At 43.6% G+C, this 18,379-nt stretch carries 15 protein-coding genes and 1 pseudogene; all 16 read left to right on the forward strand.

The genetic code is table 11. The features are described from left to right. Nucleotides 1-251 precede the first annotated feature (251 nt). A pseudogene (locus E4T71_RS05885) lies at nucleotides 252-1,406 on the forward strand (IS1380 family transposase); the annotation flags it as partial. Nucleotides 1,407-1,517: 111 nt separating this feature from the next. Further along, nucleotides 1,518-1,676 (forward strand): hypothetical protein, encoded by a 159-nt coding sequence (locus E4T71_RS09790; RefSeq protein WP_167758478.1) that lies wholly within the window; start codon nucleotides 1,518-1,520, stop codon nucleotides 1,674-1,676. 129 nt (nucleotides 1,677-1,805) lie between these two features. Then, complete coding sequence (locus E4T71_RS05890) at nucleotides 1,806-6,185, forward strand: PolC-type DNA polymerase III (protein ID WP_135038039.1); 4,380 nt, start codon at nucleotides 1,806-1,808, stop codon at nucleotides 6,183-6,185. Between the two features lie 149 nt (nucleotides 6,186-6,334). Continuing rightward, a complete protein-coding gene (locus E4T71_RS05895; protein WP_135038041.1) occupies nucleotides 6,335-7,573 on the forward strand; it encodes an aminopeptidase in 1,239 nt (412 codons plus the stop codon). A gap of 9 nt (nucleotides 7,574-7,582) precedes the next feature. Beyond that, on the forward strand, nucleotides 7,583-7,822 hold the full coding sequence (locus E4T71_RS05900; protein WP_135038043.1) for a GlsB/YeaQ/YmgE family stress response membrane protein: 240 nt from the start codon (nucleotides 7,583-7,585) through the stop codon (nucleotides 7,820-7,822). Between the two features lie 287 nt (nucleotides 7,823-8,109). Further along, nucleotides 8,110-8,982, forward strand: a complete 873-nt coding sequence (gene rsmA, locus E4T71_RS05905; protein ID WP_135038045.1) for a 16S rRNA (adenine(1518)-N(6)/adenine(1519)-N(6))-dimethyltransferase RsmA — start codon at nucleotides 8,110-8,112, stop codon at nucleotides 8,980-8,982. An 8-nt stretch (nucleotides 8,983-8,990) separates the two neighbouring features. Beyond that, entirely contained in the window at nucleotides 8,991-9,860 is an 870-nt protein-coding gene (gene rsgA, locus E4T71_RS05910; protein ID WP_135038047.1) for a ribosome small subunit-dependent GTPase A, read from the forward strand. Next, a complete protein-coding gene (rpe, locus tag E4T71_RS05915) occupies nucleotides 9,857-10,522 on the forward strand; it encodes a ribulose-phosphate 3-epimerase (RefSeq protein ID WP_135038049.1) in 666 nt (221 codons plus the stop codon). The genes rsgA and rpe overlap by 4 nt, the downstream gene beginning before the upstream one ends. Further along, complete coding sequence (locus E4T71_RS05920) at nucleotides 10,515-11,150, forward strand: thiamine diphosphokinase (protein WP_135038051.1); 636 nt, start codon at nucleotides 10,515-10,517, stop codon at nucleotides 11,148-11,150. The genes rpe and E4T71_RS05920 overlap by 8 nt, the downstream gene beginning before the upstream one ends. 2 nt (nucleotides 11,151-11,152) lie before the next feature. Then, the gene (locus E4T71_RS05925) at nucleotides 11,153-12,403 is read left to right on the forward strand and encodes a DNA recombination protein RmuC (RefSeq protein ID WP_135038053.1); all 1,251 of its coding nucleotides are present in this window, start codon (nucleotides 11,153-11,155) and stop codon (nucleotides 12,401-12,403) included. Further along, nucleotides 12,393-13,337 (forward strand): 3'-5' exoribonuclease YhaM family protein, encoded by a 945-nt coding sequence (locus E4T71_RS05930; RefSeq protein WP_135038055.1) that lies wholly within the window; start codon nucleotides 12,393-12,395, stop codon nucleotides 13,335-13,337. The genes E4T71_RS05925 and E4T71_RS05930 overlap by 11 nt, the downstream gene beginning before the upstream one ends. A gap of 75 nt (nucleotides 13,338-13,412) precedes the next feature. Continuing rightward, nucleotides 13,413-14,249, forward strand: a complete 837-nt coding sequence (purR, locus tag E4T71_RS05935; RefSeq protein WP_135038057.1) for a pur operon repressor — start codon at nucleotides 13,413-13,415, stop codon at nucleotides 14,247-14,249. Further along, nucleotides 14,246-14,824, forward strand: coding sequence for a hypothetical protein (locus E4T71_RS05940; RefSeq protein ID WP_135038059.1), 579 nt, complete (start codon nucleotides 14,246-14,248; stop codon nucleotides 14,822-14,824). The genes purR and E4T71_RS05940 overlap by 4 nt, the downstream gene beginning before the upstream one ends. Before the next feature lie 220 nt (nucleotides 14,825-15,044). After that, nucleotides 15,045-15,458: a 30S ribosomal protein S12 gene (gene rpsL, locus E4T71_RS05950; protein ID WP_135038061.1), complete on the forward strand. Its 414-nt coding sequence runs from the start codon at nucleotides 15,045-15,047 to the stop codon at nucleotides 15,456-15,458. 18 nt (nucleotides 15,459-15,476) lie between these two features. Further along, nucleotides 15,477-15,947, forward strand: a complete 471-nt coding sequence (rpsG, locus tag E4T71_RS05955; protein WP_135038063.1) for a 30S ribosomal protein S7 — start codon at nucleotides 15,477-15,479, stop codon at nucleotides 15,945-15,947. A gap of 212 nt (nucleotides 15,948-16,159) precedes the next feature. Then, on the forward strand, nucleotides 16,160-18,238 hold the full coding sequence (gene fusA, locus E4T71_RS05960) for an elongation factor G (protein ID WP_135038065.1): 2,079 nt from the start codon (nucleotides 16,160-16,162) through the stop codon (nucleotides 18,236-18,238). Nucleotides 18,239-18,379: the final 141 nt, after the last annotated feature.

Consider the following 18,379-nt stretch of genomic DNA (forward strand, 5'->3'; position numbering starts at 1 on the left):
CTAGAAATCAAAATAACATCTGGTTGAATTTGTAAATGAACATTCTTACGGAAACGAACTGACTTTGGAACATATTTTTCATATAGATCAGTCACTCTCACTAAAATTTTATTGAAAACGACTTGTGTTTGAGAAGGATTCGCGAGATAATGTACTTGGCTTTGCATATCATGTCCTCAATTCGTGGTGGTTTTGAATTTATGATACGCAAAGTTTTTTATTATTTCTACAACTAACTAGCACAACGGGTAAACATTATTATCCAACTCCTATTCCAAATCCTAGCTGGTCATGATACAGACTATGCCTGTCAAGAATTGAAAGAAGATGCTTATTTCTATCAGCTGCTAGAACCTGGACAGCTGGCCTCTCAACCAACCTTGTCACGTTTCTTTTCTCGTGCTACTGAAGAAACGATTGCAGCTTTAAGACAGATTAACTTTGAACTTCTCCAAATCTTTTTACAATTTCATCAAGTGGGGAATCTTATCATTGATATTGATTCGACTCATTTTACAACCTATGGAAAACAAGAAGGCTCGGCTTACAATGCTCATTACCGTGCCACAGGGTATCATCCACTCTATGCTTTTGAAAGTCAGACTGGTTATTGTTTCAATGCTCAGTTACGTCCTGGAAATCGCTATTGCTCCGAAGGAGCGGTGGAGTTCCTCCGACCTATTTTAGAAGACTTCAATCAGTTACTTTTCCGCATGGATAGCGGTTTCGCTTCTCCACAAATTTACAAGTCCATTGAGGAGAGTGGGGAAAGTTACCTCATTAAGCTAAAAAGAAACGCTGTTCTTAGTCGTTTAGGGGATATTCGTTTACCTTATCCTGAAGATGAAAATGTAACGATTTTACCCCATTCTTCCTACTCCGAGACTTTCTATCAAGCAAAGTCTTGGGATCAAGTGCGCCGTGTCTGCCAATTTTCACAAAGAAAGGAAGGAGAACTCTTCTATGACGTTACTTCTCTTGTGACCAATCTAACTGGTGGAGTTAGCCAGGAATATTTTCAACTTTATCGAAAACGGGGACAGTCTGAAAATTTCATAAAAGAGATGAAATCTGGATTTTTCGGTGATAAGACAGATAGTTCAACTTTAATCAAGAACGAAGTTCGCATGTTGATTTCTTGCTTGGCCTATAATCTTTCCTTATTTGTGAAGCATATAGCTGGTGGAGTTGTGAAGAATCTGACGATGAAACGTTTTCGGAAACTGTTTGTGAATATAGTTGGAAAGTCTGTAAAAAGTGCTAGAAGACAAGTTCTAAAACTGTCTAACCTCTATTCTCTTAAGGAGGAGTTTCGAACTCTTTTTGAACGAATTTCTAGCTTAAATTTCTCGCTCCCCATTCTTTATGAAGCAAGAGATGGAAGTCCCCCTTTGTTAGGAAATTAAGATGTTAAATAGTATGCATTTTTAAAAATCTATAGTTACACCAAGGGCGGAGTCTGCCTTTTTTAGGGTGATAAGGTACTGAATACATTTTTATCCCTAGAACAATTTGGGATGAAAAATGTACCAGAAACTCCGGTAGCCAAAGTAGAGAAAGCTTTATCAAATACAGGTAGCAAAGATGGAGCAGCGATGGCCGGAGCAACTGTTGGATTTTTAGCGACTCTTTCGACCGTGAAAGGACGTCGGAAAAAAGGATGGTGTTCCTTCTGAAGCGAGTTAGATATCCTTTTCTCAAAAATTTACGAAATAGCCTTGCTCATGTTTGACGAGCAAGGCTATTTGTTTGGCTTTTGTCCTTGTCCTAGCTCTGTGTTAAAATAGAAGGATACAGGAGGATGCATGGAAAATACATTTCAGCTTTTGATGAATCAAATTGCTTTGCCAGGAGAGGTTTTACGTTCTTCTTTGTTTCAGGGTGCAGAGCTCGATTCAGTAATCCTACATGAGAAGAGTCGGATTTGGGAGTTCACCTTTGTATTTGATGGAATTCTGCCAATTGAGACTTATCGTGTTCTCAAGCAGCAATTATCAGAGGAGTTTTCTAAAACCGGTAATCAGGCGCGTTTTCGGATTCAGGCACGTGAGGTAGTTTTAGATCAAGACTTGGTGGAGGCTTATTATCGGGAGGCTTTTGAAGAGGGGCCTTGCTCGAGTCAAGCGTTTAAATCTTTGTTTCAGACTTTAGAAGTAGTCCTAGATGGGGAAATTCTCTATCTCAAGGGGGCTGCAAATTTGGATATGGATCTTTTTACCAAGAAGTATCTTCCATGTTTAGAGGAGTCTTTGGAGAGCTTTGGTTTGGGTCAGTTGCCTTGTCAGCTTCAGGTGGAGGAGTCTTTATCTGAGGTAGAGCGGACTTTCTTTGAAGAGGAGCGGGCACAAGCGCTTTTGGCAGCTCAGGAGTCGTTGGCTTCGTTGGAACAATCTCTTCCTAAGGAAGCTCCGACACCTGCACCGGTACCAGATTATGGGCAACGGTCGACGTCAACAGTGGCTTTGGATAAGGCCGTGATTACACCGATGGTGGATGTTCAAGGTGAAGAACGTGGTCTGACATTTGAAGGTTATGTTTTTGCTTTAGAGCAGAAGGTCATGCGCACCGGCCGCATTTTAATTTCTTTTAAGATGACCGATTATACTTCTAGTTTTGCCTTGCAAAAATGGGTAAAAAATGAAGAGGAAGCCAAGAAATTTGAGATGATTCGGAAAAATTCTTGGTTGCGTGTTCGAGGGAATGTGGAGATCAATCAATATACCCAATCTTTGACGATGAATGTCCAACAAGTCAAAGAAATCAGCCACCATCCTCGGAAAGATTTGATGCCCGATGGAGAAAAGCGGGTAGAGTTTCACGCGCATACCAATATGTCGACCATGGACGCTCTACCTGAGGTGGAGGAGTTGGTAGCAACAGCTAGTCGATGGGGTCATGAGGCTTTAGCAATCACAGATCATGGGAATGTGCAGAGTTTTCCGCATGGCTATAAGGCGGCTAAAAAAGCGGGTATTCGTCTGATTTATGGTATGGAAGCAAACCTGGTTGAGGATCGGGTTCCAATCGTTTACAATGAGCAGAACCTAGAGCTATCGGATGCGACATATGTGGTATTTGATGTGGAAACGACGGGTTTGTCGGCTGTCTACAATGATTTAATCCAAGTAGCGGCTTCCAAGATGCACAAGGGGAATGTCATTGCCGAGTTCGATGAGTTTATTGATCCAGGACATCCCTTGTCGGCCTTTACAACGAGTTTGACTGGGATTACCAATGATCACGTACGAGGGTCCAAGCCTCTAGAACAGGTTTTGAGGGAATTTCAAGAATTCTGTGGAGATGCGGTTTTGGTAGCTCACAATGCGACATTTGACGTAGGCTTCATGAATGTCAACTATGAGAAACATGGCTTACCCTTGATTAATCAGCCGGTGATTGATACCTTAGAGTTTGCTCGAAATCTTTATCCAGAATACAAACGACATGGTTTGGGGCCGTTGACCAAGCGTTTTCAGGTAGCTTTGGAACACCATCACATGGCCAATTACGATGCGGAAGCAACAGGACGCTTACTCTTTATCTTTATTAAGGATGTAGCTGAAAAATTTGGTGTAACGAATCTCGACCAGTTGAATAAACAAGTCATCAATCCGTCTTCTTATCAGAAGGCGCGGGTGAAACATGCAACCTTATATGTACAAAACCAAGTAGGCTTGAAGAATCTTTTTCAATTAGTTTCCTTGTCGAATACCCATTATTTTGCGGGTGTTCCACGGATTCCGAAATCTGTATTGGAAGATTATCGAGAAGGCATACTGATGGGATCGGCCTGTCAGGAAGGGGAAGTTTTTGATACCCTTCTTAGCAAGGGGTTAGAGAAAGCGGTAGAAGTCGCGCCTCAATATGATTTTATTGAGGTTATGCCCCCTGCCCTTTACGCTCCTCTTCTAGCTCAGGAGCAGGTTCAGAGTGAAGCAGAAATTCAGGAGTTGATTCGGCAATTGATTGAGGTTGCTCGTCTAGCAGGGAAACCTGTTTTAGCGACAGGAAATGTTCATTACCTGGAGCCAGAAGATGCGATTTATCGAGAGATCATTGTCCGTAGTTTGGGTCAGGGAGCTATGATCAATCGCCCTATTGGGTATGGGGAAAAGGCTGAGCCAGCTCCTCTTCCTGAGGCTCATTTTCGAACGACCAATGAGATGCTGGATGACTTTGCCTTCTTAGGTCAGGAGTTGGCTTACGAGATTGTGGTGACCAATACTCAGAATTTCAGTCGTCAATTTGAATCGGTGGAGGTTGTAAAAGATGATCTCTATACGCCTTTTATTGAAGGGGCAGAGGAAGAAGTTGCCCGCCTGACTTATGAGAAGGCCTTTGAAATGTATGGGAATCCGCTCCCAGACATTGTGGATTTACGGATTGAAAAAGAACTTAAATCCATCTTGGGAAATGGCTTTGCCGTAATCTACTTGAGTTCGCAAATGTTGGTGCAGCGCTCTAATGAGCGTGGCTATTTGGTAGGTTCCCGTGGTTCCGTTGGGTCTTCCTTTGTAGCCACTATGATAGGAATTACGGAGGTAAATCCTTTATCTCCTCACTACTATTGTCCAGCCTGTCAGTATAGTGAATTTATTACGGATGGTTCGGTCGGTTCGGGATTTGACTTACCCAACAAGGATTGCCCAGAATGTGGTTATCTTTTGAAAAAGGACGGTCAAGATATTCCCTTTGAAACCTTTTTAGGTTTTGATGGGGATAAGGTTCCTGATATTGATTTGAACTTCTCTGGGGACGATCAACCTAGTGCTCACTTAGATGTTCGTGATATCTTTGGTGCGGAATATGCCTTTCGAGCTGGAACAGTTGGTACGGTGGCAGATAAAACGGCTTTTGGTTTTGTCAAAGGTTATGAACGAGACTATCAAAAGATGTATTCGGAAGCCGAAGTTGAGCGGTTGGCAATGGGAGCTTCAGGGGTCAAGCGGACAACAGGGCAGCATCCGGGTGGAATTGTTGTTATTCCGAATTACATGGATGTCTATGATTTCACGCCAGTACAATATCCGGCGGATGATGTGACAGCGGAGTGGCAGACGACCCACTTTAACTTCCACGATATTGATGAAAATGTCTTGAAGTTGGATATTCTAGGACACGATGATCCGACGATGATTCGGAAATTACAGGATCTATCAGGAATTAATCCACAGGATATTCCAGCGGATGATCCAGGGGTTATGGCTCTCTTTTCTGGTACGGAGATTCTGGGTGTAACCGAGGAGCAGATTGGTACGTCTACGGGGATGCTAGGGATTCCAGAGTTTGGAACCAATTTTGTCCGGGGAATGGTGGATGAAACCCATCCGACAACCTTTGCGGAGTTGTTACAATTGTCGGGCTTGTCCCATGGAACTGACGTTTGGTTAGGGAACGCCCAGGACTTGATTCGTCAAGGGATTGCGGACTTATCAACTGTTATCGGTTGTCGAGATGATATCATGGTTTACTTGATGCACAAGGGCTTGGAACCCAAGATGGCCTTTACCATTATGGAGCGTGTGCGGAAGGGACTCTGGTTGAAGATTTCTGAAGAAGAACGCAATGGTTATATTGAGGCCATGAAGGAAAACAATGTGCCAGAATGGTATATTGAGTCATGTGGGAAAATCAAATACATGTTCCCGAAAGCCCATGCGGCAGCTTACGTAATGATGGCTCTGCGGGTAGCCTACTTTAAGGTTCACCATCCCATCTATTATTATTGTGCCTACTTCTCTATTCGTGCCAAAGCCTTTGAGTTAAAAACGATGTCTGGTGGGCTAGAGACTGTGAAGGCTCGGATGGAAGATATCCGCGAAAAACGGAAAAATAATCAGGCTACTAATGTCGAAAACGATCTTTACACGACCCTGGAACTGGTCAATGAGATGTTGGAACGTGGATTTGTCTTTGGCAAGCTGGACCTCTACCGTAGTCAAGCAACTGAATTTTTAATTGATGGGGACACACTTATACCACCGTTTGTTGCCTTGGAAGGTTTGGGAGAGAACGTTGCCAAACAATTGGTGACGGCGCGTGAAGAGGGGGAGTTCCTCAGTAAGACCGAACTTCGTAAACGGGGAGGCCTATCCGCTACCCTAGTCGATAAGATGAATGAAATGGGTATTTTAGGCAATATGCCCGAAGATAATCAGTTGAGCCTCTTTGATGATCTATTTTAAGGGATCTCAGTTATGTTACCTCTAAGTCAGCTGGGAGTAAGAGGACGGTTTAAGATAAGGTAGTCAGATATTTGTGATGCAAGTAAGAATAAGCGTTTGGGTATGTAGAGGAGTTCAACTCAGCTTTGTAGGTCCTGTGTGGAAAGGAAATAAGAATGGAAAATTTTGAAAATCTTTTAAAAAAATATGCGCATTTGTTATTAAAACGTGGGTTAAATGTACAAGAGGGGCAAATCCTCTTGATCAATGCGGAAGTTGAGCAAGTAGCCTTTACACGCATGCTGGTCGCGGAAGCCTATGCTCAAGGTGCAGGTCATGTCGTGGTTCAGTGGAGTGATCAAGCGATTCAGAAAGAAGAATTGATTCATGCAGATGAGAAGTTCCTGACAGAGATTCCGGATTACATCATCGCCCGTATGAACTATCAAATCGAGCATCGTGTGAGTCGCTTAGCCCTTCGCTCAATTGATCCAGACGGTTTGGCGGGAGTCCCAGAGGACCGGATGGCTCTGTCTGTTCGAGCAGCTAACCAAGCATTAGCTCCTATGCGGGAAGCAACTCAGTCCAATAAAGTTTCTTGGTTGGTGGCTGCGGCTGCGGGTCAAGCTTGGGCTGAGAAAGTATTTCCAGATTTGAGTCCAGAAGCAGCTTTGGAGGCTCTTTGGGATCAAATTTTTAAAACATGTCGGGTTTACGAAGAGGACCCTATCCAAGCTTGGATTGACCATGAAGAAAAATTGGAATCGAAGGCAGCTATTTTAAATGCAGAGCAGTTTACAGCCCTCCATTACCAAGCTCCGGGTACTGATTTAGTTCTAGGGATGCCTGAAAATCATCATTGGGAAAGTGCTGGTAGCCGGAACGAAGCTGGGGATTACTTCTTGGCTAATATGCCAACGGAAGAAGTTTTTTCTGCCCCAGACTACCGTCGGGCAGATGGTTATGTAACCAGTACGAAGCCACTTAGCTACAATGGCACCATTATTGAAGGTATCAAGGTTCACTTCCAAGATGGTTTGCTTACTAAAGTTGAAGCTAGTCGTGGTCAAGAAACTCTAGAAAAACTAGTATTTGAAAATCGTGGTGCTCGTTCTTTGGGAGAAGTGGCTTTGGTTCCACACCAAAGTCCAATTTCTCAATCAGGTATTATTTTTTACAATACCCTTTTTGATGAGAATGCTTCAAACCATCTGGCTATTGGATCTGCCTATGCCTTTAGCGTTGAGGGGGGAACTGAGATGACAGTGGAAGAACGCCAAGCTGCTGGGCTTAACCAGTCCGATGTTCATGTGGATTTTATGATTGGTTCAGGACAAATGGACATTGATGGTATTCGACCAGATGGCAGCCGTGTTCCAATCTTCCGTCAAGGAGAATGGGCTATCTAGGAGGTGTTTATGATTATTTCACTCATAACTGGTTTTTTAACCGGTTTGGTTGCGACAGCTCTAACCAACCGAGATGACCGGATGGGATGTATCGGTAATATTTTAATTGGCTGGTTGGGTTCTTGGCTTGGTCAACTACTGTTTGGTAGTTGGGGACCGACACTTTGGGGAGTACCTTTTATCCCAGCTATTCTTGGCTCTTGTATCTTACTCGTTCTCTTTGTCAAACGAAATGATTTTAGGAGATAAGCTTAGAAATAGAGATGACTAGTCTGTGGGTCAGAGATTTTATGGATAGGGGTGGAATTGTCCACTTCTGATAGATGAAACTGGAATCTTATAGATAGGTCGCTTACATGAGCTCGTTGAGAAATAACTGTCCATCTACCAAAGTGTGACGGTTATTTCTTTTTTTGGTTGGACTAGCTGATGAGTGATACGTTACGATTTTTCCATTTGATTATTTAGGAACTCTGTTTGGTTTGGGCTAGAGATTAGGGTATAATAGTAGTAAAAGATTCAGATGGGATATAGATATGAGGATAGCAGATTATAGTGTGACGCGTGCTGTTTTGGAACGTCACGGCTTTACGTTTAAGAAATCATTTGGGCAGAACTTTTTGACAGATACCAATATTTTGCAGAAAATCGTAGATACTGCTGAGTTGAGCAAGGAAGTTAATGTTATCGAGATTGGACCAGGGATTGGTGCTTTAACAGAATTTTTAGCAGAACAAGCAGCAGAAGTTATGGCTTTTGAGATTGATGAACGTCTGATTCCGATTTTGGGAGAGACCTTGGCTAATTTTGACAATGTTCAAGTGGTACAGGCTGATATTCTCAAGGTTAATTTGACAGAGCAGTTGGGTCGTTTCCGAAATCCAGATCTGCCGATTAAGGTTGTTGCCAATTTGCCGTATTACATCACAACTCCTATTCTTATGCACCTTTTGGAAAGTGGTATTCCTTTTGCGGAATTTATTGTGATGATGCAAAAGGAAGTAGCGGATCGCATCTCGGCGCAGCCGGGGACTAAGGATTATGGCTCCCTATCGGTCGCTGTCCAGTACTATATGGAGGCAAAGGTGGCCTTCATTGTTCCACGGACGGTTTTTGTTCCTGCGCCGAACGTGGATAGTGCTATTTTAAAAATGACACGTCTCCCTCAACCGGCCGTAGAAGTTTCAGATGAGGACTTTTACTTTAAGCTGGTTAAGGCCAGTTTCCACCATCGCCGAAAGACACTTTGGAATAATTTGCAGGCCTATTTTGGTAAGGATCCAGAAACTAAGGACTGGCTTAGCCGATCCTTGGATGCGGCTGGCATTGCGCCAAGTGTGAGGGGAGAGACACTGGGGCTGGAAGAATTTGCTAGCCTAGCGAAAGCACTTGAGAATCAGAAAGGATAAGAACGAATTTGCAAGGACGCATTATCAAGGCCTTGGCTGGTTTCTATTATGTAGAGGCAGAAGGTCAGGTCTATCAAACTCGAGCTCGGGGAAATTTCCGGAAAAAAGGCCAGACTCCTTATGTGGGAGATTGGGTTGAGTTTTCTGCGGAGGAGCAGTCGGAAGGTTACATTTTGGCAATTTTAGAGCGTAAAAATGAACTGGTTCGACCTCCGATTGTTAACATTGATGAGGCGGTCGTTCTGGTATCTGTTCGAGAGCCAAATCTGAACTTGAATCTCTTGGATCGGTTTCTGGTTTTATTGGAGCATAAGGGAATTTCTCCGATTATTTACTTGACAAAAACAGACTTACTGGAGGATTCGGCAGAGCTCATTCCAATCCAGGACATCTATGCGAGTATTGGCTACCCGGTGGTTAGTCGGCCAGAGGATCTGGAGCCACTCTTGCATGATCAGCTGACGGTCTTTATGGGTCAGACTGGGGTCGGCAAGTCAACCCTGCTAAACCGCTTGGCTCCAGATCTGGAGTTAGAGACAGGAGAGATTTCTTCTAGTCTTGGACGTGGTCGCCATACAACGCGGGCTGTAACCCTTTATGATCTCTTTGGAGGTAAGATTGCGGATACGCCAGGTTTCTCTTCTTTGGATTATGAAATCAATCAGGCAGAAGACTTGAATAACGCCTTTCCGGAAATTCGAAGGTTTAGCCATGATTGTAAATTCCGGACTTGTACCCATCGCCACGAACCGGCTTGTGCCGTGCAGCCAGCCGTGGAGGAAGGTGCTATTGCACCTTTCCGCTATGACAATTACTTGCAGCTCCTAAGTGAAGTGGAGCAGCGCCGTGTGACCTACAAAAAGGGAGGAAAAAAATGAGAAAATTCTTCATCGCCCCATCGATTCTAAGTGCAGACTATGCGAATTTTGAGTCGGACATGAAACGAATTGAAGCTAGTGGTGCGGAGTATGTGCATATTGATATTATGGATGGTCACTTTGTACCCAACATTAGTTTTGGTGCAGGAGTTGTTGCCAGTCTCCGGCGCCATAGTCAGTTGGTTTTTGATTGCCATCTGATGGTGAGCAATCCAGAGAGTCATCTGGAAGAATTTGCGCGTGCGGGAGCGGATATCATCAGCATTCATGTGGAAGCCACTCCTCATATTCATGGGGCCTTGCAGCGTATTCGTCAATTAGGAATGAAAGCGAGTGTGGTCATTAATCCTGGGACACCCGTTTCAGCTATCGAGTATGTGCTGGGCTTGGTCGATCAAGTGTTGGTAATGACCGTCAATCCTGGTTTTGGAGGTCAAGCTTTCCTAGCGGAGACTCTGGATAAGATTCGTCAATTGGCAGCTTTACGTGAGAGTAAAGGCTTAGATTTTGATATTGAAGTTGACGGAGGTATTGACGATAAGACCATTACACTAGCAGCAGAGGCAGGAGCCAATGTTTTTGTGGCTGGTAGCTACTTGTTTAATGGAGGTCTGGAAGAGGGGATGGACAAGCTCCGCCAGACGTTAGCTGAGCATGACTAAGATTGTGATTGTCGCAGGAGGGCCTTTGGGGCTCTCTTTGCCACTTGAGAATCAGGTGACGATTGGAGTTGATCGCGGTTGCGTAACGCTATTGGAAGCAGGTTTATCACTGGATTGGGCTGTTGGCGATTTTGATTCAGTCACGGCTGAAGAGAGGCAACAGATTTTAGAAGCGGCCCAGCATGTGGTGGAGTTGCCTGCTGAGAAGAACGATACGGATTTAGAGGTTGCTCTTCGCGTGGTGTTAGAGCATTTTCCAGAGGGAGATGTAGTGGTTTATGGGGCCTTGGGAGGTCGTTTGGATCACAGTTTGGCTAATTTATTTTGGCCTAGTCAGGCAGAGTTTACTCCATTGTTGGGGAGAGTTCGCTTGTTGGATGCTGAAAACTTAGTGGTTTATCGAGGATCTGGTTGGCAGCAACTTGAGCCGGAACTAGGTTATGACTATATTTCCTTTCTACCAGAACAGGGAAGTGCTTTTGAGATAGAGGGAGCCAAGTATCCTCTAAATGCTTCTAATTATTTTTTTAAAAAAATTTATGGATCTAATGAGTTTTTAGACCGTCCGATTGCTGTGAGGGTCCAAAAAGGCTATGTGATCATCATCTATTCACGGGATAGGAAGTAGTCATGGAAATTATTCTGATTATGTTGGGAGTAGCCAATCTTTTCTTGGGTTACCAGCTTTATCAATGGTTATTGCGGGGGCGAGAAGAGGAAAAACGGGAATGGGACAATCATATGGACCGTATGTCGGATCAAATTGATTATCGTTTTGCGGAATTGGCCAAGGATGCTCAAGTACGGGAAGGGAAGTTGGAATTACAGTTGAGCGATCGATTGGCTAGCCAACAAGCTGGAATCCAGGAGGAAATGCAGGACTTGCGTGCAGAGGTGCGAATGAGCCTGGCTCAAAATAGAGAGCAGACGGAGCAAGGGATGCGACGCTTGCAAGAATCTAATGAGGCTCGCTTGGAGGCTATGCGCCAAACCGTAGAAGAAAAATTGGAAACGACGCTTCAAAGTCGTTTGCGGGCATCTTTTGAAACAGTTTCCCAACAATTGGAAAGTGTCAATAAAGGTTTGGGAGAGATGCGAACGGTAGCTCAAGATGTAGGCAATCTCAATAAAATTCTCTCGGGTAATAAAAGTCGAGGAATTTTGGGGGAGATTCAATTAGGGCAGATTTTAGAAGACATCCTAGCTCCGCATCAGTATGAGAAAGAATTTGCCTTGGTACCTGAGTCGCGGAATCGAGTTGAGTATGCCATCAAGTTTCCTGGACAAGCGGATGAGGTGGTGTATCTCCCGATTGATGCCAAATTTCCGATGGATTCGTATTATCGTCTGGAGTCGGCTTTTGAAGTGGGGGATAAGAATGCTGTAGTAGCCGCGCGTAAAGATTTGTTACGTGCAGTTAAAGGATTTGCCCGGGATATAAAAAATAAGTACTTGGCTCCTCCCCGGACAACGGACTTTGGAATTTTATTTTTACCAACAGAAGCTCTCTACGCAGAGCTGGTACGAGAACCTCAGTTTATGGACCAGTTGCGAAAAGAGGAAAATGTAGTCTTGGCTGGCCCATCGACCTTGGCAGCTCTGCTGAATTCTTTGGCGGTTGGTTTCAAAACCTTATATTTACAGAAGAATGCTGAGGACATCAGTTTTGTTCTTTCTGCGGTAAAAAAGGAGTTTCAAAACTTTGGCCGAGTCTTGGATAAGACTCAGGATCAGTTGCGAATGGCTAGTGGTAGCCTTGAGCAGTTAATTGGCGTGAGAACTAGAGCCATTGAACGTAGCCTACGTCAGATCGAGGTAGAGGAAGCCTTAGACCTGAATCAATTACTCATGTGGACCGAGGAGGTAGAGGATGAAGATTAATCAAATGAAAAAGGACGAGCTTTTTGAAGGATTTTACCTGATTAAAAGCGCTGATTTACGACAAACCCGAGCTGGTAAAAACTATTTAGCCTTTACTTTCCAAGATAATACAGGGGCAATTGAAGGTAAGCTATGGGATGCACAAGAAAAAAATGTTGAAGATTTTCAAGCTGGCCGCGTGGTTTTTATGCGTGGCCGACGCGAAGTTTACAACAATACACCGCAAGTCAATCAGCTATCAATGCGGTTAGCTAGAGTGGGGGAACCAACCGATCCAGGTCTTTATAAGGAGCAGCCACCGGTAGATCCAGTCCAATTACGGGAATATATTTCTGAGGTTGTTTTTCAAATTGAAAATCCAGTTTGGCAGCGCGTGGTACGGGCACTTTTTCAAAAATATGATCAAGCCTTCTATACCTATCCTGCAGCTAAGACCAATCACCATGCTTTTGAGACAGGATTAGCTTTCCATACTGCGACCATGGTTCGTTTAGCTCAAGCTATTTCACAAATTTATCCACAACTCAATCTTAGTTTGATGATTGCGGGTATCTTGCTACATGATTTAGCCAAGGTTATCGAGTTAAGTGGCCCTGACCACACAGAGTATACGGTTCGAGGAAATTTGATTGGGCATATAGCCTTGATTGATGAGGAAATTACTAAGGTACTGATGGAATTGGGGATTGATGATGAGAAGGAAGACGTGATTCTTCTTCGCCATGTTGTCCTCAGTCACCATGGGCTGTTGGAATACGGTAGCCCTGTTCGACCACAACTGATGGAAGCGGAGATCATTCATATGATTGACAATATGGATGCGGGGATGATGATGATGACCAGTGCTTTGGAAAAAGTAGGCCCTGGAGAAATGACCGCTCGTATTTTCGCCTTGGATAATCGAAATTTCTACAAACCGCAATTGGATGAGTAGATACTTTCAAAAAAGCCGAACGTTTTTTCAGTTTATATGATATAATTGTAAAAAATAGAAAACAGGGTTAGGAAAATGAAATTAAGAAGAAGTGAACGGATGGTAGTCATTTCCAACTATTTGATCAACCATCCTTATGAGCTAACAGGTCTTAATACATTTGCCTCCAAATACCAAACGGCTAAATCTTCTATTTCAGAAGATATCGTGATTATTAAACGGGCCTTTGAGGAGATGGAGGTGGGCCATATCGAGACCATCACTGGTGCCGGTGGTGGTGTCATCTTTAAACCTTCTATCTCTAAAGAAGAGAGTCTTCAAATTGGAGAAGAACTACGGACTCAACTATCCGCTAGTGATCGGATTTTACCGGGTGGCTATATTTACCTATCCGATTTGTTAAGTAATCCGATTTTGTTGAAGAGTATTGGGCGGATTATTGCGAAGACTTTTCAAGATGAGCCTATTGATGCAGTCATGACGGTTGCGACTAAAGGGGTTCCTTTGGCGAATGCGGTCGCCAATGTTTTGAACGTTCCTTTTGTGATTGTCCGTAGAGATTTGAAAATTACAGAAGGTTCTACAGTTAGTGTCAATTACGCATCAGGGTCTAGTTCCCGGATTGAAAAGATGTTCTTGTCTAAACGAAGTCTTCCTGCGGGAAGTCGCGTCTTAATAGTAGATGATTTCCTCAAAGGCGGGGGAACGATTCGTGGAATGATCAGTCTTTTAGATGAATTTGATTCTAGCTTGGCCGGAGTTGCCGTTTTTGCGGATAATGCTCAGGAAAAACGGGACGGTCTGGAGTATCGTTCTCTTCTACGGGTGACGAAGATTGATGTGGATTCTATGCAAGTAGATGTAGAACTTGGAAATATTTTTACAGAAAGTATGAATGAGGTTGCAGAGTGAAGCAGTTTTTAGATCGATTTGATCAAAGTTCGATTTGGGTTCGGATTTTTATCTTGGCCCTTCTGATGTTGGTTTTGATGATGGGGTTAGTAGTGGCACGTAGTATGCAACGGAGCCAGCAGGCTAAAACGACGATTACAGCACCATCTAAATCCTCAACATCCACAAGTAGTAAATCTCCAGAGGAAGAGGCTATGGAGAAAGCAGAAGAGGCTGTGAAAAAGGCTGAAGATGAACAAAATGAAGGCAATTTACGGACAGCTAAAGAGAAAGTTGACGATTTACCAGATGGTGATCGGAAAAATGAATTGATGAATCGCTTACAGACTGTCGCAAGTGCGCTTGGATTGGATCTTCAAGGTCTCAGTGCAGCATCTTCATCTAGTTCCCAAGAAGAAGTAGTGCCAGCTGCTTCATCTGCTGCACCGGTTACTCCTGCAGCAAGTCAGGTGGCACCACAAGTAGAACAGCCTGTATATTCACAACCACAGTATGTAGTAGAGCAGCCAACTCAGCCGATTATTGTAGAAACAGTGCCAGAGGCTCCAGTAGCTTCCACTCCTGCATCAGAATAAGAAATAGAATTCAGTCCTTTTGAACACAGAAGGACTGTTTTTTTCTAAAAAAACAATTGACAGGCTAGGGAGTGATTTGGTATCATAGTTGACGGTACTTTTTACTTTTGGTCTCTCAAAAGTGTACAGAGACGTGCTGACAAATGTTGCAAAAGTACACCGTCTCAGGGCTGTCACCAGTGCCTGGTATCCAAAAATAAAAATTCACAGGAGAATGTAGATGCCTACAATTAACCAATTGGTTCGCAAACCGCGTAAATCAAAAGTAGAAAAATCTAAATCACCAGCTTTGAACGTTGGTTATAACAGCTTGAAACGTGTTCCAACTCGTGAAAATTCCCCACAAAAACGTGGTGTTGCTACTCGTGTTGGTACAATGACACCTAAAAAACCAAACTCAGCTCTTCGTAAATTTGCTCGTGTACGCTTGAGCAACTTGATCGAGGTTACAGCTTACATCCCAGGTATCGGACACAACTTGCAAGAGCACAGTGTTGTGCTTATCCGTGGTGGACGTGTAAAGGACCTTCCAGGGGTACGTTATCATATCGTCCGTGGTGCTTTGGATACAGCCGGTGTTAACGATCGTAAGCAAGGTCGTTCTAAATACGGTACAAAACGTCCTAAAGGATAAGAAGGGGGATAAGAGAGAATGAGTCGTAAAAACCAAGCGCCTAAGCGCGAAGTATTAGCAGATCCACTTTACAATTCTAAATTGGTAACACGCTTGATTAACCGTGTTATGATGGACGGTAAACGTGGTACAGCGGCATCTATCGTTTATGGTGCCTTCGATCAAATCAAAGAAGCAACTGGTAACGATGCACTTGAAGTATTCGAGCAAGCATTGGAAAATATCATGCCTGTACTTGAAGTACGTGCACGCCGTGTTGGTGGATCTAACTATCAAGTCCCAGTTGAAGTACGTCCAGAGCGTCGTACAACTCTAGGTCTACGTTGGTTGGTACAAATCGCACGTGACCGTGGTGAGCATACAATGCAAGATCGTCTTGCAAAAGAAATCATGGATGCAGCAAACAACACTGGTGGAGCTGTTAAGAAACGTGAAGATACTCACCGTATGGCTGAAGCAAACCGTGCGTTTGCACACTTCCGTTGGTAAGATTAACAATTTTAGCGTTAAACAAATGCTAGCCAAAATAGGAAAATTGACGTAGCAAATTGAGTTGCTAGGAGATTTTGGATTCTAAGCTGACCGTCGTCGCTAAAATTTTATGTCGTATCATCATAATTCAGGAGAAGCGGGTGGGTCTTACCTATCTGCTTTTCTTGGAATATGGTATAATAATAAAAAAATAAATATAGGAGAGACAAATGGCTCGCGAATTTTCACTAGAAAAAACTCGTAATATCGGTATCATGGCTCACGTTGATGCTGGTAAAACTACAACAACTGAGCGGATCCTTTACTACACTGGTAAAATCCACAAAATCGGTGAAACCCACGAAGGGGCTTCCCAAATGGACTGGATGGAGCAAGAACAAGAGCGCGGAATCACAATCACTTCTGCTGCGACAACTGCTCAATGGAAAGACACACGCGTTAACATCATCGATACCCCAGGACACGTGGACTTCACAATTGAAGTACAACGTTCTCTTCGTGTATTGGATGGTGCCGTAACCGTTTTGGATTCCCAATCTGGTGTTGAGCCACAAACAGAAACTGTATGGCGTCAAGCTACTGAATATGGTGTTCCACGTATCGTATTTGCCAACAAGATGGACAAAATCGGTGCTGACTTCCTTTACTCAGTAAGCACTCTTCATGACCGTTTGCAAGCAAATGCACATCCAATTCAGTTGCCAATTGGTGCTGAAGATGATTTCCGTGGAATCATTGACTTAATCAAGATGAAAGCTGAAATCTATACGAATGACCTTGGTACAGATATTCTTGAAGAGGACATTCCAGCTGAATACCTTGAACAAGCAGAAGAATACCGTGAAAAATTGGTGGAAGCAGTTGCTGAAACTGATGAAGATTTGATGATGAAATACCTCGAAGGGGAAGAAATCACAAATGAAGAGTTGAAGGCTGCGATTCGTAAAGCAACAATCAACGTAGAGTTCTACCCAGTTCTTTGTGGTTCTGCCTTCAAGAATAAAGGGGTTCAATTGATGTTGGATGCGGTTCTTGACTACCTTCCAAGTCCACTTGATATCCCAGCGATTAAAGGTATCAACCCAGATACTGAAGAAGAAGAAACTCGTCCTGCATCTGATGAAGAGCCATTTGCGGCCCTTGCCTTCAAGATCATGACAGACCCATTTGTTGGTCGTTTGACATTCTTCCGTGTGTACTCTGGTGTCTTGAACTCAGGTTCTTACGTTATGAATACCTCAAAAGGTAAACGTGAACGTATTGGACGTATCCTTCAAATGCACGCGAACAGCCGTCAAGAGATTGAAACAGTTTACGCTGGTGATATCGCTGCTGCTGTTGGTTTGAAAGATACAACAACAGGTGACTCATTGACAGATGAGAAATCAAAAGTTATTCTTGAGTCTATCAACGTTCCAGAACCGGTTATCCAATTGATGGTTGAACCAAAATCTAAAGCAGACCAAGATAAGATGGGTATTGCCCTTCAAAAATTGGCTGAAGAAGATCCAACATTCCGCGTTGAAACAAACGTTGAAACAGGTGAAACAGTTATCTCTGGTATGGGTGAGTTGCACTTGGATGTCCTTGTTGACCGTATGAAACGTGAATTTAAGGTTGAAGCGAACGTAGGTGCTCCTCAAGTATCTTACCGTGAAACCTTCCGTGCTGCTACACAAGCACGTGGATTCTTCAAACGTCAATCTGGTGGTAAAGGACAATTCGGTGACGTCTGGATTGAATTTACACCAAACGAAGAAGGAAAAGGATTCGAATTCGAAAATGCTATCGTCGGTGGTGTGGTTCCTCGTGAATTTGTACCAGCCGTAGAAAAAGGTTTGGTTGAGTCAATGGCTAACGGTGTTCTTGCAGGATACCCACTTGTTGACGTGAAAGCTAAACTTTACGATGGTTCTTACCACGATGTTGACTCATCTGAAACAGCCTTCAAGATCGCTGCATCTCTTGCATTGAAAGAAGCTGCTAAGACTGCTCAACCAGCTATCCTTGAGCCAATGATGCTTGTAACTATCACAGTTCCAGAAGAGAACCTTGGTGATGTTATGGGGCATGTTACAGCTCGTCGTGGACGTGTAGATGGTATGGAAGCACATGGTAACAGCCAAATCGTTCGTGCTTATGTACCACTTGCTGAAATGTTCGGATACGCAACTGTTCTTCGTTCAGCATCACAAGGACGTGGTACTTTCATGATGGTCTTTGACCACTATGAAGATGTACCGAAGTCTGTCCAAGAAGCTATCGTTGCGAAAGCAAAAGGTGAATAATAATCAATAAAAAGGGTTCTTTGTCAAGTTGTGTGGAATCCTTGAAAACTGACAATGTAGAATAAAGACAATCTTCTTCCTCCCCTCCTTAGAGGGGAGGGATTTTTAGATAGAGTGGACAGCAGGAGTCTGCATCCAGTA

Origin of the sequence: Streptococcus sp. WM07 (assembly GCF_004570525.1) — a bacterium.
Classification (GTDB): Bacteria; Bacillota; Bacilli; order Lactobacillales; family Streptococcaceae; genus Streptococcus.